Raw genomic sequence first — 15966 nt, 5'->3', positions numbered from 1 at the left:
TGTGCAATGGATCGCGTGTCCGCGCTCGACGAACCCCTCAAGAAGACGCTCGGTGCCGCCACCGCCAAGGTGATGGCCGAGCATCTCGATCTGCACACCCTCGGTGACCTGCTGCACCACTACCCGCGGCGGTACGCGGAGCGCGGTGAGCTGACGTCCCTGTCCGAGCTGCCGCTGGACGAGCACGTCACCGTGGTCGCCCAGGTCGCCGACGCGCGGGTCCACACGTTCAACGCGGGGCGCGGCAGGCGCCTCGAGGTGACGATCACGGACGGCAGCGGCCGGCTTCAGCTGGTCTTCTTCGGCAAGGGCGTCCACAAGCCGCACAAGGACCTGCTGCCGGGCACGCGGGCGATGTTCTCCGGCAAGGTGTCCGTGTTCAACCGCAAGCTCCAGCTCTCCCACCCCGCGTACGAACCGCTGAGCGGCGGCGCGAGCGCGGCCGACGCCGTGGACGCCTTCGCCAATCAGCTCATCCCGATCTACCCGGCCTGCAAGCAGCTGGAGTCCTGGAAGATCTCCAAGGCGGTCGACGCGGTGCTGGACCGGGCCGCGGAGGCGGTGGACCCGCTGCCGCCCGCGCTGCGCGAGGGCCGGGGCATGGCGACCCTGCCCGACGCCCTGCGCATGATCCACCGCCCGCGCACCAAGGCGGAGATCGAGGCGGCCAGGGAGCGGCTGAAGTGGGACGAGGCGTTCGTCCTCCAGGTCGCCCTCGCCCGCAGGCGGTACGCCGACACCCAGCTCCCCGCGGTGGCCCGGCGCCCCGTGCCCGGCGGGCTTCTGGACGCCTTCGACGCCGAACTGCCCTTCACTCTCACCGAAGGCCAGCAGTCGGTCAGCAAGGAGATCTTCGACGACCTCGCGACCGAGCACCCCATGCACCGCCTCCTTCAAGGAGAAGTCGGCTCCGGCAAAGCACAGCCCCTCGATTCCCTGGTGTTGACGCCGAGCGGTTATCGCCGGATGGGCGATATCGCCCGCGGCGACGATGTGGTCGTCCCGTCCGGGGAGGTCGCTGTCGTGGATGGCGTCTTTCCTCAAGGCGAGCGTGACGTCTGGCGCCTTGTGCTCTCGGACGGAAGTTCCGTCGAATGCGATGACGAGCATTTGTGGATCGTCGGTACGAGCTGCGGCTGGTACCGCGGCCAGCAGCCCAGGACCATGACCACGAGGGAGATCAGGCACGACACGTTCAAGGCCAACGGGTCGTCGAAGTGGTATCTGCCGACTGCTGCCCCGGTCGACCTCGACAGCGGTGTGGATCTTTCGGTCGACCCTTACCTGCTCGGTGTTCTCCTGGGAGACGGATCATTCCGTCACAATCTCCGTGTTTCCAGTGCCGACGAGGAGATCCTCGAGGCAGTGCGGGCTGCCATCGCCCCCGAGTGTCACTTGGTGCCCGTGCCGGGGTCACGCTACGACTTCACACTCCGCATGACCGCGCCAAGGGGCGGAACCCGCCGGAACCCCCTCATTGATTCGCTGCGTGAGATGGGGTTGTGGGGTGTCACTGCGCACGAGAAGTTCGTGCCGGAGCCGTACAAGAATGCCTCGATCAAGAACCGACTGGCGGTCCTGCAAGGACTCATGGACACGGACGGCACCCTCGACGCCGAGGGGCTGAGCATTTCCTTCTGCTCGGCGTCCCGGCGGCTGGCCGACGGCGTGGCGTGGCTGGTGCGATCCCTGGGAGGAAGGGCCCGGGTCCTGCCGAAGAGGGACGCATTCAGCGTTTCCGTTGCTCTGCCCGAGGAATACACACCGTTCCGGCTGTCACGCAAAGCGAACCGCCTGCGCATCCGGCCGAAGTCCAACACGTTCCGTCGCGGAATTCGCGGGGTGGAGTACGTCGGCAGGAAGCCCGTCCAGTGCATCAGCGTTGCCCACCCGAGCCACGCGTATGTCACCGACCATTTCACCGTCACACACAACACGATGGTCGCGCTGCGGGCCATGCTCGCCGTCGTCGACGCGGGCGGCCAGGCCGCGATGCTGGCCCCCACCGAGGTCCTCGCCCAGCAGCACCACCGCTCGATCACCGAGATGATGGGCGAGCTGGCCGAGGGCGGGATGCTCGGAGGCGCCGAGCAGGGCACCAAGGTCGTGCTGCTGACCGGTTCCATGGGCGCCGCGGCCCGCCGGCACGCGCTGCTCGACCTGGTGACCGGTGAGGCCGGGATCGTCATCGGCACCCATGCCCTGATCGAGGACAAGGTCCAGTTCCACGACCTGGGCCTCGTCGTGGTCGACGAGCAGCACCGCTTCGGCGTGGAGCAGCGCGACGCCCTGCGCTCCAAGGGGAAGCAGCCGCCGCACCTGCTGGTCATGACCGCCACCCCCATCCCGCGTACGGTCGCGATGACCGTCTTCGGGGACCTCGAGACGTCCGTGCTGGACCAGCTGCCGGCCGGCCGCTCGCCGATCGCCAGCCATGTCGTCCCCGCCGCCGACAAGCCGCACTTCCTGGCGCGGGCCTGGGAGCGGGTCCGTGAAGAGGCCGAGGGCGGGCACCAGGCGTACGTGGTGTGCCCCCGCATCGGCGACGACGAGGAGCAGCCGAAGAAGAAGACGGCGGAGGACGAGGCGGAGAAGCGTCCTCCGCTCGCCGTCCTCGAGGTCGCCGACCAGCTCGCCAAGGGGCCGCTGCGCGGTCTGCGCGTCGAGGTGCTGCACGGGCGGATGGCGCCCGACGACAAGGACGACGTGATGCGCCGCTTCGGCGCCGGCGACGTGGACGTCCTGGTCGCCACCACCGTCATCGAGGTCGGCGTCAACGTCCCCAACGCCACCGCCATGGTGATCATGGACGCGGACCGGTTCGGCGTCTCCCAGCTCCACCAGCTGCGGGGCCGGGTCGGCCGCGGATCCGCCCCCGGCCTGTGCCTGCTGGTCACCGAGATGCCGGAGGCGAGCCCCGCCCGTCAGCGCCTGGCCGCGGTCGCCTCGACGCTCGACGGTTTCGAGCTCTCCCGTATCGACCTCGAGCAGCGCCGCGAGGGCGATGTACTGGGCCAGGCCCAGTCCGGGGTGCGCTCGTCGCTGCGGATGCTCACCGTCATCGAGGACGAGGAGGTCATCGCCGCGGCCCGCGAGGAGGCCGTCGCCATCGTCGGCGCGGACCCGGACCTCGAGCGGCTGCCCGAGCTCCGCACCGCTCTGGACGCCCTGCTCGACAAGGAGCGTGAGCAGTACCTCGACAAGGGCTGAAAGACTCGGGCTGAGACACTTGAGGATGTGAGCCCGCTCAAGAGAGGCCCTTCATGACCCGCGTGATCGCCGGCGCTGCCGGCGGACGCCGCCTCGCCGTCCCGCCAGGCACCGGCACCCGTCCCACCTCCGACCGTGCCCGGGAAGGGCTGTTCTCCAGCTGGGAGTCGCAGCTCGGCACCCTCGACGGCATCCGCGTCGCCGACCTCTACGCCGGTTCGGGGGCGGTGGGCCTCGAGGCGCTGTCCCGCGGCGCGGCCCACGCCCTGCTGGTCGAGGCGGACGCCCGCGCGGCCCGCGTCGTGCGGGAGAACGTGCGGGCGCTCGGCCTGCCCGGCGCCGAAGTGCGTACCGGCAAAGCGGAACAGATCGTCACGGGTCCGGTGCCGGAGAGCCCCTACGACGTGGTCTTCCTCGACCCGCCGTACGCCGTCACGGACGACGATCTTCGCGAGATTCTGCTCACACTCCGCCTCCAGGGCTGGCTCGCGGACGATGCCCTCGTCACCGTGGAGCGCAGCACCAGAGGCGGAGAATTCAACTGGCCCAAGGGCTTCACGCCACTGCGGGCCCGTCGCTACGGCGAGGGGACGCTTTGGTACGGTCGCGCCGCCGCTACGTGCGAAGACGCACCATGACCGGACCGGAGAGCGAGGGACTTCCGTTGCGCCGCGCAGTCTGTCCGGGGTCATTCGACCCCATCACCAATGGGCATCTGGACATCATCGCCCGCGCCTCCAAGCTGTACGACGTCGTACATGTGGCAGTGATGATCAACAAGTCCAAGCAGGGACTCTTCACGGTCGACGAGCGGATCGCGATGATCCGCGAGGTCACCGGCGAGTACGGGAACGTCGTGGTGGAGTCCCACCACGGTCTTCTCGTCGACTTCTGCAAGGAGCGCGACATCCCCGCGATCGTCAAGGGACTGCGCGCTGTCAGCGACTTCGACTACGAGCTGCAGATGGCCCAGATGAACAACGGCCTCTCGGGGGTGGAGACGCTGTTCGTGCCGACCAACCCCACCTACAGCTTCCTCTCCTCCAGCCTGGTCAAGGAAGTCGCCGCCTGGGGCGGCGACGTCTCCCACCTGCTGCCCGACACCGTCCACCGGGCGCTCGTGCGCCGGCTCGCGGAAAAGGGCTGAGCTGACAACTCGTCACCCGGTGTCGGGCGGGGACGGACTGCCCGTACAGTCGTCCCGTCCGTCTCCAACCCGCAGTAGAGAGTGGCGAACCACGGTGGACGTGCAGAAGAAGCTCGACGAGATCGTCGCGGCGGTCGGGAACGCCCGCTCCATGCCCATGTCGGCGTCCTGCGTGGTCAACCGCGCCGAGCTGCTCGCCATGCTCGAAGAGGTGCGCGAGGCTCTGCCCGGCTCCCTCGCCCAGGCCCAGGAGCTCATCGGCGGCCGTGAACAGCTCGTCGAGGAGGCCCGCCGGGAGGCCGAGCGGATCATCGAGTCCGCTCACGCCGAGCGCGGTTCGCTGATCTCCGACACCCAGGTCGCCCGCCGGTCCCAGGACGAGGCCGACCGCATCCTCGCCGAGGCCCGCCGCGAGGCCGAGGAGATCCGCGCAGAGGCCGACGACTACGTCGACTCCAAGCTCGCCAACTTCGAGGTCGTCCTCACCAAGACCATCGGCTCCGTCGACCGCGGCCGCGAGAAGCTCCTCGGCCGGGGACCCGGACTCGACGAGCACGGCTACGCCGACGAGGACGCGCCGGAGCACAGCAACGACCCGCAGACCCTCATCCAGCGGGCCGACCAGTACGTCGACGCCAAGCTCGGAGCCTTCGAGGCCGTGCTCTCCAAGACGCTCGACGCGGTCGGCCGCGGCCGCCAGAAGCTGCACGGACGTATCGCCACGGACGATCTCGGCGCGCACATGGCCGCGCAGGACGCAGCCGGCCACCAGCACACCAGCGACGCGGACTACCTCGCCGGCCTCGCGGAGATCGCCGATCCCGTCCCCGCCGCCGCGCCGGAGCGCGAGCAGCAGGACGCGTACGCCTACCCGCCGCAGCCAGAGCCGCAGATCCCGGCCCAGCACGACCCGTACACGTACCAGCCGCAGGAGGCGTACGCGGGCTACCAGCAGCCCGACCCCTACGCCGCCTACCAGGACCAGGGCTACGCGCAGCAGTACGCCCAGCCCGACCCGTACGCCACAGGCGCCCCCGCCCATGCCGGCGGCTACGGGGAGCAGCCGCCCCCGCCGCCGCAGGCGCCGCCCCAGCAGGGCACGGCACTGGACGAGACCAGCCTCTTCGACACCGGCATGATCGACCTGGAACAGCTGAACCGGTACGAGCAGGGGCGCTGACCGACCGGATTGGGCCTATCGCGGCTGTTGAAGTACCCTGGTTCTTCGGTCGCGCGTAGATCGCGATCCCGGCTGTCCGCTTCGCCCCACGAACCGGGACGGCCCCTCCCACGAACCGAAAGCAGGAAGTCCCCTGAGCACGCGCCTCGACCATCGCAATCCCCTCGTGTTCGACACACACGAGCTGGGACGGCGGCCGGGTGCGCTCCAGCGGCTCTCCCGCACGGTGGACGCTCCCCAGGACCTCGGCATCGCCGATGTCATCGGTGTGCCGGAAGGCGCGCCCGTGGAGCTGGACCTCCGCCTCGAGTCCGTCATGGAAGGTGTGCTTGTCACAGGCACCGCCCGTGCGACCGCCGAGGGGGAGTGCGTAAGGTGTCTGGAGCCGCTGCGCCAAGAGGTCGCGGCGGACTTCCAGGAGATGTTCACGTACCCCGACGCCGACGACAGGGGCCGCAGTCGCACTGCGGAGCCTGCCGACGACGAAGAGGACGAGGACAGGCTCTTTCTCGAGGACGGTCTTTTCGACCTCGAGCCCGTGCTGCGTGATGCGGTGGTGCTCGCACTGCCGATGCAGCCGGTGTGCCGGGAGACCTGTGAAGGCCTGTGCCCCGAGTGCGGGGTCAGGCTGGACGAGAACCCGGACCACCACCATGACGCCGTCGACATCCGTTGGGCGGCACTGCAGGGACTCGCCGAGACCGTTCAGGACGGCGAGAAGGACAACATGGGCGGCGCCGAAGCGGGCGTCGACGAGAAGCAGGAGAAGTAGCCGTGGCTGTTCCGAAGCGGAAGATGTCGCGCAGCAACACGCGCCACCGCCGGTCGCAGTGGAAGGCTGCGGTCCCCACCCTGGTTTCGTGTGAGCGTTGCCAGGAGCCGAAGCTGCAGCACATCGCGTGCCCGAGCTGCGGCACCTACAACAAGCGCCAGGTCCTCGAGGTCTGAGCGGCTGGTGAGAGGCGCGATGTCTGAGTCCAACAAGACGGACAATGCCTCGTCCCACACGCTTCTGGAAGGGCGGCTCGGGTATCAGCTCGAGTCCGCCCTTCTGGTGCGCGCGCTGACCCACCGTTCGTACGCGTACGAGAACGGCGGTCTGCCCACCAACGAGCGCCTGGAGTTCCTCGGGGACTCCGTGCTCGGCCTGGTGGTCACCGACACGCTGTACCGCACCCACCCCGACCTGCCGGAAGGCCAGCTGGCCAAACTGCGGGCCGCTGTGGTCAATTCGCGTGCGCTGGCGGAGGTCGGGCGTGGCCTCGAACTCGGCTCCTTCATCCGGCTCGGCCGTGGCGAAGAGGGCACGGGGGGCCGGGACAAGGCGTCCATCCTCGCCGACACCCTGGAAGCGGTGATCGGCGCGGTCTATCTCGACCAGGGCCTCGATGCGGCGTCCGAGCTGGTTCACCGGCTCTTCGACCCGCTCATCGAGAAGTCCTCGAACCTCGGCGCGGGCCTGGACTGGAAGACCAGTCTCCAGGAGCTCACCGCGGCAGAGGGTCTCGGCGTCCCGGAGTACCTGGTCACCGAGACCGGTCCTGACCACGAGAAGACCTTCACTGCTGCCGCCCGCGTCGGTGGTGTCTCGTACGGCACCGGCACCGGCCGCAGCAAGAAGGAAGCGGAGCAGCAGGCGGCGGAGTCCGCATGGCGGGAGATCCGTGCCGACGCGGACCGGCGCCTGGCAGCGGCGAAGGCCGCGGCCGAGAGCGGGGCCGCCACGGACGAAGGGGACGCCGACACCCCTTCCGAACCGGCACCGGCCGACGAACCGGCACCGGCGGATGCGCCGGCACCGGCCGACGAACCGGTACCGGCGGATGCGCCGGCACCGGCCGACGAACCGGTACCGGCGGACGAGCAGCCGGCACCCGCGGACCGGGCTTCGGCCTGATTCCGCGGAGCTCCGTCGCACGACAGCAGTTCCGGTGAGGCCCCCCGCCACAGGCGGGGGGCCTCACCGCTGTTCCCGCCCGTCACCGGCCCATGGCCCGGCGGTACGCTGCGGGCAACACCATGTGACTCGTAGAAGGAGACCCGACCCGTGCCCGAGCTGCCCGAGGTCGAGGTCGTGCGCCGTGGTCTGCAGAGCTGGGTCAGCGGTCGCACGATCGCCGATGTGCAGGTGCTGCACCCGCGCGCGATCCGCCGGCACCTGCCCGGCGCGCAGGACTTCGCCGCACGCCTCACCGGCAGGACCGTCGGCGACGCGTGCCGGCGCGGCAAGTACCTGTGGCTGCCCCTCGCGGACACCGACACGTCGATCCTCGGCCACCTGGGCATGAGCGGCCAACTCCTTGTGCAGCCCCAGGACGCGGACGACGAGAAGCACCTGCGCATCCGCATCCGGTTCGCGGATCCCCTCGGGACCGAACTGCGCTTCGTCGACCAGCGCACCTTCGGCGGCCTGTCCCTCCACGAGAACGCACCGGACGGCCTGCCCGACGTCCTCTCGCACATCGCCCGCGACCCGCTCGACCCGCTCTTCGACGACGCGACGTTCCACACCGCCCTACGGGCCCGCCGCACCACCGTCAAACGGGCCCTGCTCGACCAGTCCCTGATCAGCGGCGTCGGCAACATCTACGCCGACGAGGCCCTGTGGCGCGCGAGACTCCACTACGAGCGCCCCACCGCGACCCTCACCCGGCCGCGCTCCGTCGAACTGCTCCGCCATGTGCGCGAGGTGATGACCGCGGCCCTCGCCGTCGGCGGCACCACCTTCGACAGCCTGTACGTGAACGTGAACGGCGAGTCCGGCTACTTCGACCGCTCCCTCGACGCGTACGGCCGCGAGGACGAGCCCTGCCGACGCTGCGGCACCGCGATGCGCCGCCGCCCGTGGATGAACCGCTCCAGCTACTTCTGCCCCCGCTGCCAGCGCGCCCCGCGCCCTGTCGCCTGACCACAGGCGCCGTCCGCCGGGCGAGCACGACCGTACATACGGGAGTGCCCCGGACACCTCAGGTGTCCGGGGCACTCCCGTATGCGTCCTGGCCGGCCGGGTCAGTAGCCGAAGTTCTGCGTCCACCAAGGGCCGCCGTCGGCCATGTGGACACCGATGCCCAGCGTCGTGAAGTCGCAGTTCAGGATGTTCGCGCGGTGTCCCTCGCTGTTCATCCAGGAGTTCATGACCGCCTCGGCGTCGGCCTGGCCGCGGGCTATGTTCTCGCCGCCGAGATCGCTCACGCCGGCCTGCTCCGCGCGGTCCCACGGCGTCTCGCCGTCGGGGTTGGTGTGGTCGAAGAACCCGCGCGCCGCCATGTCCTTGCTGTGCGCTCGGGCCAGGTCGGACAGGGTGCCGCTCGCCTTCATCGGGCTGCAGCCGACCTTCGCGCGTTCCTGGTTGACCATGTCGATCACCGCGGCCTCCGCGGAAGCGGCGGCCGACGTGTCCGGGGCGGCCGTCTTCGACGGTGCGACCGTGCGCTCCGGGGTGCGCGTCTGCTCGCGGGTCGGCTCGGGGGCCGGCTTCCGACTCGTCCCGGGGCTCTTCGTCGTTTCCCTGGACGGCGTCGCCGAGGGCTTGGGCGACACGGGCTTCTTCGACGGCTGAGACGTCTTGGAAGGCTTCGACGTCTTGGACGGCTTCGGGGAGGCCTTCTTCGAGGGCGCCTTCGACGGCTCCGCGCTGCGGCTCGGCGAGGCGGAAGGGCTCACGGAGGGGCTCGCGCTCGCGTCGCCCTGGGCCTGCAGCCGCGACGGCACCTCGGTGCGCATCTCGGTCCGGACGTCGGAGCCCGCGCCCACGGTGTACTTGTCGTCGCCGCCGGGCAGGCCGCCGGTCGTGACGACCACGGCACCGACCGCCATCGCGGCAGTGGCCCCGAGCAGTCCGGTGCGTACGGGCAGGCCCCTCTTGAGGCGTGCACCGCCACGGTGCCTGCCTGCCGTGCCTGCCGCGTGATCGGTTACGGCCGGCGCGGAGGCCGAGCGTCGGTGGCGACCCATGTGCTGTGCCTTCCTGGTGCACGACGTCGAACGTCAACGAACTCACCCGTACGAGTGATGCTGATTGCGTCCGGACTGTACGCCATGCGGCCCGGGGCCGAAGTGATGCAGAAGCAATCGGCCGGATACCGTGCAGCCATGAACGACACCGCACGGCTGACCGCCTGGGTACGCGGCCGAGTACAGGGAGTGGGCTTCCGATGGTTCACCAGGGCAAACGCTCTGGAGATCGGGGGGCTCACCGGCTTCGCCCTCAATCTGGACGACGGCAGGGTGCAGGTCGTGGCGGAGGGGCCACGTGAGAATTGCCACCGTTTGCTGGAGTGGCTTCGCTCCGACGACACACCCGGCCGCGTCGACGGAGTCACTGAGATCTGGGACACGCCCCGCGGCGGCTACCCGGACTTCGCCATCCGCTGACGGGTGCCGGGACGAGCCCGCTCCGACGGCCTCCCGCCGGTCCCGGAAGGCCCGGCCGCCGGCAGAAACCCCAGGTGATTGCCAAGAAGGGCTTGCTCTGCCAGGCTGCGCCAGGAAAGATGATCGTCACGCCCCCAGGGCCCCGCAGGTCAGGCACGCCGCACTCTTCAGCGGCCGTATGCCCCCGGGCCGCCCGTCGATACGGGGTGTGATCGTGTTGACCGTCAAACTTTTTGGTGAGACTCTGGAAGCCCCGCGCACCTCAGCTGTTCGGCAGTCAAGAACCGCAGCACGGCAAGCAGTAAAACCAGGACTGCCGAGCACCGCGGGTGCGAATCCCTCACGACCCACACCGCTTCGGTCGGTCACTCAGTGTGGAGGACCATCCATCATGGCAAAGGCGCTTCTCGGTTACGTCGGCGGTTCCGACCCGCGACTCCTCGCCGAGATGCGACGGCTTCAGCAGCGCGTCCAGGACCTCGAATCCGAGCTTGTACGGATCCAGTCCGAGAACGACGCTCTCAACGCCGCCGTCGCTCAGCACCCCGGAGAGTCGCTGCTCGAAGGTATGGACATCGACGTACCTCGGGCGGAGCCCGCGCTCACCTGAGCACGGCGTCCGCCAGGGCATCGCGCAGCAAGATATGCAAGGGACGCCCTCGGCGTCCCTTCTTTCTTTTCCGCTCCCGCCCCTGCCCCGTCCTTCGCCCCCCGCAGTTCCTGAAGTGTTTCCTTCAACGTCTGATCTGCCCTGCACCTTCATGGGTGAAACCGCAACCGAAAGGTAGAGTCCGGGGGCGTGCACCTCAAGGCCATGACCCTGCGCGGTTTCAAGTCGTTCGCCTCGGCCACCACCCTGCGGTTCGAGCCCGGCATCACCTGCGTCGTGGGTCCCAACGGCTCCGGCAAGTCCAACGTCGTGGACGCGCTTTCCTGGGTCATGGGCGAGCAGGGCGCCAAGTCCCTGCGCGGCGGCAAGATGGAGGACGTCATCTTCGCCGGGACGACCGGCCGGCCGCCGCTGGGCCGGGCCGAGGTCTCCCTGACGATCGACAACTCCGACGGCGCTCTGCCCATCGAGTACGCCGAGGTCACCATCACGCGGATCATGTTCCGCAACGGCGGCAGCGAGTACCAGATCAACGGCGACACCTGCCGGCTGCTCGACATCCAGGAACTGCTCTCCGACTCCGGCATCGGGCGCGAGATGCACGTCATCGTCGGCCAGGGCCAGCTCGACTCCGTCCTGCACGCCGATCCCATGGGACGGCGGGCCTTCATCGAAGAGGCGGCGGGCGTCCTCAAGCACCGCAAGCGCAAGGAGAAGGCGCTGCGGAAGCTGGACGCGATGCGGGCCAACCTCGCCCGGGTGCAGGACCTCACCGACGAACTGCGCCGCCAGCTCAAGCCGCTGGGGCGGCAGGCGGCCGTGGCCAGGAGGGCCGCCGTCATCCAGGCGGACCTGCGCGACGCCCGGCTCCGGCTGCTCGCCGACGACCTCGTACGCATGCGGAAGGCGCTGCGCACGGAGGTCGCCGACGAGGCCGCGCTCAAGCAGCGCAAGGAGGCGGCCGAGGCCGAGCTGAAGGCGGCGCTGGCCCGCGAGGCGGACCTGGAGGACGAGGTGCGGCGGCTCGCACCGCGGCTCCAGCGTGCCCAGCAGAGCTGGTACGAGCTCTCCCAGCTCGCCGAGCGGGTGCGCGGCACGATCTCCCTGGCCGACGCCCGCGTCAAGAGCGCGACGACGCAGCCGGTGGAGGAGCGGCGCGGCCGTGATCCGGAGGACATGGAGCGTGAGGCCGCCCGCATCCGTGAGCAGGAGGCGGAGCTGGAGGCCGCTCTCGAAGCGGCGGAACGTGCCCTGGAGGACACCGTCGAGCACCGCGCCGAACTGGAGCGCGAGCTCGCCGTCGAGGAACGCCGCCTGAAGGACGTGGCGCGCGCCATCGCCGACCGTCGTGAAGGGCTCGCCCGGCTGAGCGGCCAGGTCAACGCGGCCCGTTCGCGCGCCGCGTCCGCCCAGGCCGAGATCGACCGGCTGGCCGCCGCCCGCGACGAGGCGCAGGAGCGGGCCGTCGCCGCGCAGGAGGAGTACGAGCAGCTCAAGGCCGAGGTCGACGCGCTGGACTCCGACGATTCCCTGCTGGCGGACCGGCACGACGCCGCGAAGCGGGAACTGGCCGGCGCGGAGGCCGCGCTGAGCGAGGCCCGTGAGGCGCTCACCACGGCGGAACGCAAGCGCGCCGCGGTGGCGGCCCGCCGCGACGCGCTGGCGCTGGGCCTGCGGCGCAAGGACGGCACGGGCGCGCTGCTCGGAGCACGTGACCGCCTCGCGGGCCTGCTCGGCCCTGCGGCCGAACTGCTCACGGTGACGCCCGGGTACGAGATCCCCGTGGCGGCGGCGCTGGGAGCGGCGGCGGACGCGGTGGCCGTCGCCGACGTGGCCACGGCGGCAGAGGCGATCCGTCTGCTGCGCAAACAGGACGGCGGCCGGGCGGCCCTGCTGCTCGCCTCCGAAACCTCCGAAACCTTTGAAACCTCCGCCACATCCGCCACATCCGCCGCCGGTGGTCCCGAGCACGATCTGTCGGGAGCGGACGGCAGGCGCGCCGCGGACCTCGTCCGGGGGCCCGACGAACTGATGCCCGCCGTACGCAGGCTGCTGCGCACGACCGTGGTGGTGGGCAGCCTCGAGGACGCCGAGGACCTGGTCGGCGCACGGCCCGGACTCACCGCCGTGACCGCGGAGGGAGACGTGCTCGCGGCGCACTTCGCGCAGGGCGGGTCCGCCGGGGCGCCGAGTCTGCTCGAGGTCCAGGCCTCCGTCGACGAGGCGGCGGCCGAGCTCGAGGACCTGGCGCGGCAGTGCGAGGAGCTGGCGGCCGCACAGCGGCAGGCCACCGTCCGCCGTGCCGAGTGCGCGTCGCTGGTCGAGGAGCTGGGGGAACGCAGGCGCGCCGCCGACCGGGAGAAGTCGGCGGTCTCCGGCAGGCTCGGGCGTCTCTCCGGTCAGGCCCGTGGTGCCGCGGGTGAGGCGGAACGGACCGCCGCGGCGGCCGCCCGCGCCCAGGAGGCGCTGGAGCGGGCGGCCGAGGAGGCCGAGGAGTTGGCGGAGCGGCTGCTCGTGGCGGAGGAGGCCCCGGCCGAGGAGGAGCCCGACACCCATGTACGGGACCGGCTCGCCGCCGACGGCGCCAACGCGCGACAGACGGAGATGGAGGCCCGCCTCCAGGTGCGTACGCACGAGGAGCGGGTCAAGGGCCTGGCCGGGCGCGCCGACGCGCTCGACCGGGGGGCGCGCGCCGAGCGTGAGGCGCGTGCGCGCGCCGAGCAGCGGCGCGCCCGGATGCGCCACGAGGCCGAGGTGGCGGCGGCCGTCGCGGCCGGCGCCCGGCAGCTGCTGGCGCATGTCGAGGTGTCGCTGGTGCGGGCGGAGGCGGAGCGGGCCGCGGCCGAGGCCGCCAAGGCCGAGCGCGAGCGGGAGCTGACCGCCGCCCGGAGCACGGGCCGGGACCTCAAGGCCGAGCTGGACAAGCTCACCGACTCGGTGCACCGCGGTGAGGTGCTGGGCGCGGAGAAGCGGCTGCGGATCGAGCAACTGGAGACGAAGGCGCTGGAGGAGCTGGGCGTGGAACCGGCCGGCCTGGTGTCCGAGTACGGCCCCGACCAGCCGGTGCCCCCGTCCCCGCCGGCCGAGGGCGAGGAGCTTCCGGAGGACCCGGAACATCCCAGGAACCAGCCGCGGCGTTTCGTCCGCGCGGAACAGGAAAAGCGCCTGAAGTCGGCCGAACGGGCGTACCAACAGCTCGGGAAGGTGAATCCGCTCGCTCTGGAGGAGTTCGCGGCGCTTGAGGAGCGCCACCAGTTCCTGTCGGAGCAGCTCGAGGACCTGAAGAAGACCCGGGCCGACCTGCTTCAGGTCGTGAAGGAGGTGGACGAACGCGTCGAGCAGGTCTTCACCGAGGCCTACCGGGACACCGCCCGTGAGTTCGAGGGCGTCTTCTCCCGTCTCTTCCCCGGCGGTGAGGGGCGGCTCGTGCTGACCGACCCGGACAACATGCTCACCACCGGCGTGGACGTGGAGGCGCGGCCGCCCGGGAAGAAGGTGAAGCGGCTGTCGCTGCTGTCGGGCGGGGAGCGGTCCCTGACCGCCGTGGCGATGCTGGTCTCCATCTTCAAGGCCCGGCCGAGCCCGTTCTATGTGATGGACGAGGTCGAGGCGGCACTCGACGACACCAATCTCCAGCGGCTGATCCGGATCATGCAGGAACTCCAGGAGAGTTCCCAGCTGATCGTGATCACGCACCAGAAGCGGACGATGGAGGTCGCCGACGCGCTGTACGGCGTGTCGATGCAGGGCGACGGCGTTTCCAAGGTCATCAGTCAGCGCCTTCGCTGAGGCGCCGCCCAGCCAACTCTTCAAGACTTGAAGCTAATGCTGCCCTGGGAGGTCTCTCACTGATTTGGATCAGGGTATTGACTTCGAAACTTGAAGGCATAGTCTCTGCAACGTCGCTTTTACCTTCAAGTGGTGCGCGCCCCAAACTTGTGCCCCACTTGGAGGGCTCGCCCCCCCCACGTCCGGCGGCGCTGCCGGACGGCCCCAGGAGTACAACGTGACCAGCACTGAGCAGCCGCCACCGGCATCAGGGGCCCGCTCGGCCCACCCCGACCACCTCGGGCATGTCATCTTCATCACGGCCGCCGCCGCGATGGGCGGTTTCCTCTTCGGTTATGACAGCTCCGTCATCAACGGCGCCGTCGAGGCAATCCGGCACCGCTACGACATCGGCTCCGGCACCCTCGCCCAGGTCATCGCCGTCGCGCTGGTCGGCTGCGCCGTCGGCGCCGCGACCGCCGGCCGCATCGCCGACCGCATCGGCCGCATCCGCTGTATGCAGATCGCCGCCGTGCTCTTCACCCTGAGCGCCGTGGGCTCCGCGCTCCCGTTCGCGCTCTGGGACCTCGCCATGTGGCGGATCATCGGCGGCTTCGCGATCGGCATGGCGTCCGTCATCGGCCCGGCCTACATCGCCGAGGTATCTCCCGCCGCCTATCGCGGCCGGCTGGCCTCCTTCCAGCAGGCGGCGATCGTCATCGGCATCGCGGTCTCCCAGCTGGTGAACTACGGCATCCTCCAGATCGCCGACGGCGATCAGCGCGGAGAGATCGCCGGCATCGAGGCCTGGCAGTGGATGCTCGGCGTCATGGTCGTCCCGGCGGTGCTGTACGGGCTCCTGTCCTTCGCGATCCCGGAGTCGCCGCGCTTCCTCATCTCGGTCGGCAAGGTCGGCCGGGCGAAGGAGGTCCTCGCCGAGGTCGAGGGCAAGGGCATCGACCTGGACGCCCGGGTCGGCGAGATCGAGCTCGCCATGCGCCGGGAGCACAAGTCCTCCTTCAAGGACCTGCTCGGCAGCCGCTTCGGCTTCCTGCCCATCGTCTGGGTCGGCATCGGCCTGTCGGTCTTCCAGCAGCTGGTCGGCATCAACGTCGCGTTCTACTACTCGGCCACCCTGTGGCAGTCGGTGGGCGTCGACCCGTCCAGCTCGTTCCTCTACTCGTTCACCACGTCGATCATCAACATCATCGGCACCGTGATCGCGATGGTGCTGGTCGACCGGATCGGCCGCCGGCCGCTCGCGCTCATCGGCTCCACCGGTATGGCGGTCGCGCTGGCCCTCGAGGCCTGGGCCTTCTCCGCCGACCTCGTCGACGGCAAGCTGCCGGCGACCCAGGGCGCGGTGGCCCTCATCGCCGCCCACGTCTTCGTGCTCTTCTTCGCGCTCTCGTGGGGCGTCGTCGTCTGGGTCTTCCTCGGCGAGATGTTCCCGAACCGGATCCGCGCCGCCGCCCTGGGCGTCGCCGCCTCCGCGCAGTGGATCGCCAACTGGGCCATCACCGCCAGCTTCCCGAGCCTCGCGGACTGGAACCTCTCCGGCACCTATGTGATCTACACGGTCTTCGCCGTGCTCTCGATCCCCTTCGTACTGAGGTACGTCAAGGAGACGAAGGGCAAGGCGTTGGAGGAGATGGGCTAATCCCCGCTGCCCCTCTC

At 70.2% G+C, this 15966-nt stretch carries 13 protein-coding genes; 12 read left to right on the top strand and 1 reads right to left on the bottom strand.

Annotated elements, in window-relative coordinates:
* Positions 1-6 precede the first annotated feature (6 nt).
* The 8 genes from AB0K36_RS25425 to mutM all read left to right on the top strand — a co-directional run bounded on the left by AB0K36_RS25425 (position 7) and on the right by mutM (position 8445).
* Positions 7-3210, top strand: a complete 3204-nt coding sequence (locus AB0K36_RS25425) for a helicase-related protein (protein ID WP_364598572.1) — start codon at positions 7-9, stop codon at positions 3208-3210.
* 53 nt (positions 3211-3263) lie between these two features.
* Complete coding sequence (rsmD, locus tag AB0K36_RS25420) at positions 3264-3848, top strand: 16S rRNA (guanine(966)-N(2))-methyltransferase RsmD (protein WP_364598569.1); 585 nt, start codon at positions 3264-3266, stop codon at positions 3846-3848.
* Between the two features lie 26 nt (positions 3849-3874).
* Positions 3875-4357 carry a pantetheine-phosphate adenylyltransferase gene (gene coaD, locus AB0K36_RS25415; RefSeq protein WP_053556892.1) on the top strand — a complete coding sequence of 161 codons (483 nt, stop codon included), beginning with the start codon at positions 3875-3877 and terminating at the stop codon, positions 4355-4357.
* 94 nt (positions 4358-4451) lie between these two features.
* Complete coding sequence (locus AB0K36_RS25410) at positions 4452-5537, top strand: F0F1 ATP synthase subunit B (RefSeq protein ID WP_364598566.1); 1086 nt, start codon at positions 4452-4454, stop codon at positions 5535-5537.
* Positions 5538-5703: 166 nt separating this feature from the next.
* The gene (locus AB0K36_RS25405) at positions 5704-6309 is read left to right on the top strand and encodes a YceD family protein (RefSeq protein ID WP_244258101.1); all 606 of its coding nucleotides are present in this window, start codon (positions 5704-5706) and stop codon (positions 6307-6309) included.
* 2 nt (positions 6310-6311) lie between these two features.
* A complete protein-coding gene (gene rpmF, locus AB0K36_RS25400; protein ID WP_003965982.1) occupies positions 6312-6485 on the top strand; it encodes a 50S ribosomal protein L32 in 174 nt (57 codons plus the stop codon).
* Positions 6486-6504: 19 nt separating this feature from the next.
* Entirely contained in the window at positions 6505-7434 is a 930-nt protein-coding gene (gene rnc / locus AB0K36_RS25395; RefSeq protein WP_364598563.1) for a ribonuclease III, read from the top strand.
* Between the two features lie 150 nt (positions 7435-7584).
* Positions 7585-8445, top strand: coding sequence for a bifunctional DNA-formamidopyrimidine glycosylase/DNA-(apurinic or apyrimidinic site) lyase (gene mutM / locus AB0K36_RS25390; protein WP_364598560.1), 861 nt, complete (start codon positions 7585-7587; stop codon positions 8443-8445).
* A gap of 101 nt (positions 8446-8546) precedes the next feature.
* Here mutM and AB0K36_RS25385 read toward each other — a convergent pair whose 3' ends face one another.
* Positions 8547-9491, bottom strand: a complete 945-nt coding sequence (locus AB0K36_RS25385; protein ID WP_364598557.1) for a CAP domain-containing protein — start codon at positions 9489-9491, stop codon at positions 8547-8549.
* Between the two features lie 138 nt (positions 9492-9629).
* On the opposite strand from AB0K36_RS25385, the gene AB0K36_RS25380 reads away from it, so the two are divergent.
* From AB0K36_RS25380 to AB0K36_RS25365, 4 genes are all read left to right on the top strand, one after another.
* Positions 9630-9911, top strand: coding sequence for an acylphosphatase (locus AB0K36_RS25380; protein WP_307708502.1), 282 nt, complete (start codon positions 9630-9632; stop codon positions 9909-9911).
* A 391-nt stretch (positions 9912-10302) separates the two neighbouring features.
* Positions 10303-10521 carry a hypothetical protein gene (locus AB0K36_RS25375; protein WP_005311394.1) on the top strand — a complete coding sequence of 73 codons (219 nt, stop codon included), beginning with the start codon at positions 10303-10305 and terminating at the stop codon, positions 10519-10521.
* Positions 10522-10710: 189 nt separating this feature from the next.
* Positions 10711-14310, top strand: a complete 3600-nt coding sequence (gene smc, locus AB0K36_RS25370) for a chromosome segregation protein SMC (protein WP_364598553.1) — start codon at positions 10711-10713, stop codon at positions 14308-14310.
* Between the two features lie 217 nt (positions 14311-14527).
* Positions 14528-15949 carry a sugar porter family MFS transporter gene (locus AB0K36_RS25365; RefSeq protein WP_364598550.1) on the top strand — a complete coding sequence of 474 codons (1422 nt, stop codon included), beginning with the start codon at positions 14528-14530 and terminating at the stop codon, positions 15947-15949.
* Positions 15950-15966: the final 17 nt, after the last annotated feature.

This window comes from Streptomyces kurssanovii, assembly GCF_040677245.1.
In the GTDB taxonomy this organism is placed as follows: Bacteria; Actinomycetota; Actinomycetes; order Streptomycetales; family Streptomycetaceae; genus Streptomyces; species Streptomyces kurssanovii.
The sequence above is the reverse complement of the archived record's forward strand: the minus strand, read 5'-3'. Positions and strand labels throughout refer to the sequence as shown.

Bases quoted from the DNA above. Each gene is read 5' to 3' on its own strand.
- AB0K36_RS25425 (WP_364598572.1), top strand. From the start codon at position 7: ATGGATCGCGTGTCCGCGCTCGACGAACCCCTCAAGAAGACGCTCGGT.
- rsmD (WP_364598569.1), top strand. From the start codon at position 3,264: ATGACCCGCGTGATCGCCGGCGCTGCCGGCGGACGCCGCCTCGCCGTC.
- rnc (WP_364598563.1), top strand. From the start codon at position 6,505: ATGTCTGAGTCCAACAAGACGGACAATGCCTCGTCCCACACGCTTCTG.
- AB0K36_RS25385 (WP_364598557.1), bottom strand. From the start codon at position 9,491: ATGGGTCGCCACCGACGCTCGGCCTCCGCGCCGGCCGTAACCGATCAC.
- AB0K36_RS25380 (WP_307708502.1), top strand. From the start codon at position 9,630: ATGAACGACACCGCACGGCTGACCGCCTGGGTACGCGGCCGAGTACAG.
- AB0K36_RS25375 (WP_005311394.1), top strand. From the start codon at position 10,303: ATGGCAAAGGCGCTTCTCGGTTACGTCGGCGGTTCCGACCCGCGACTC.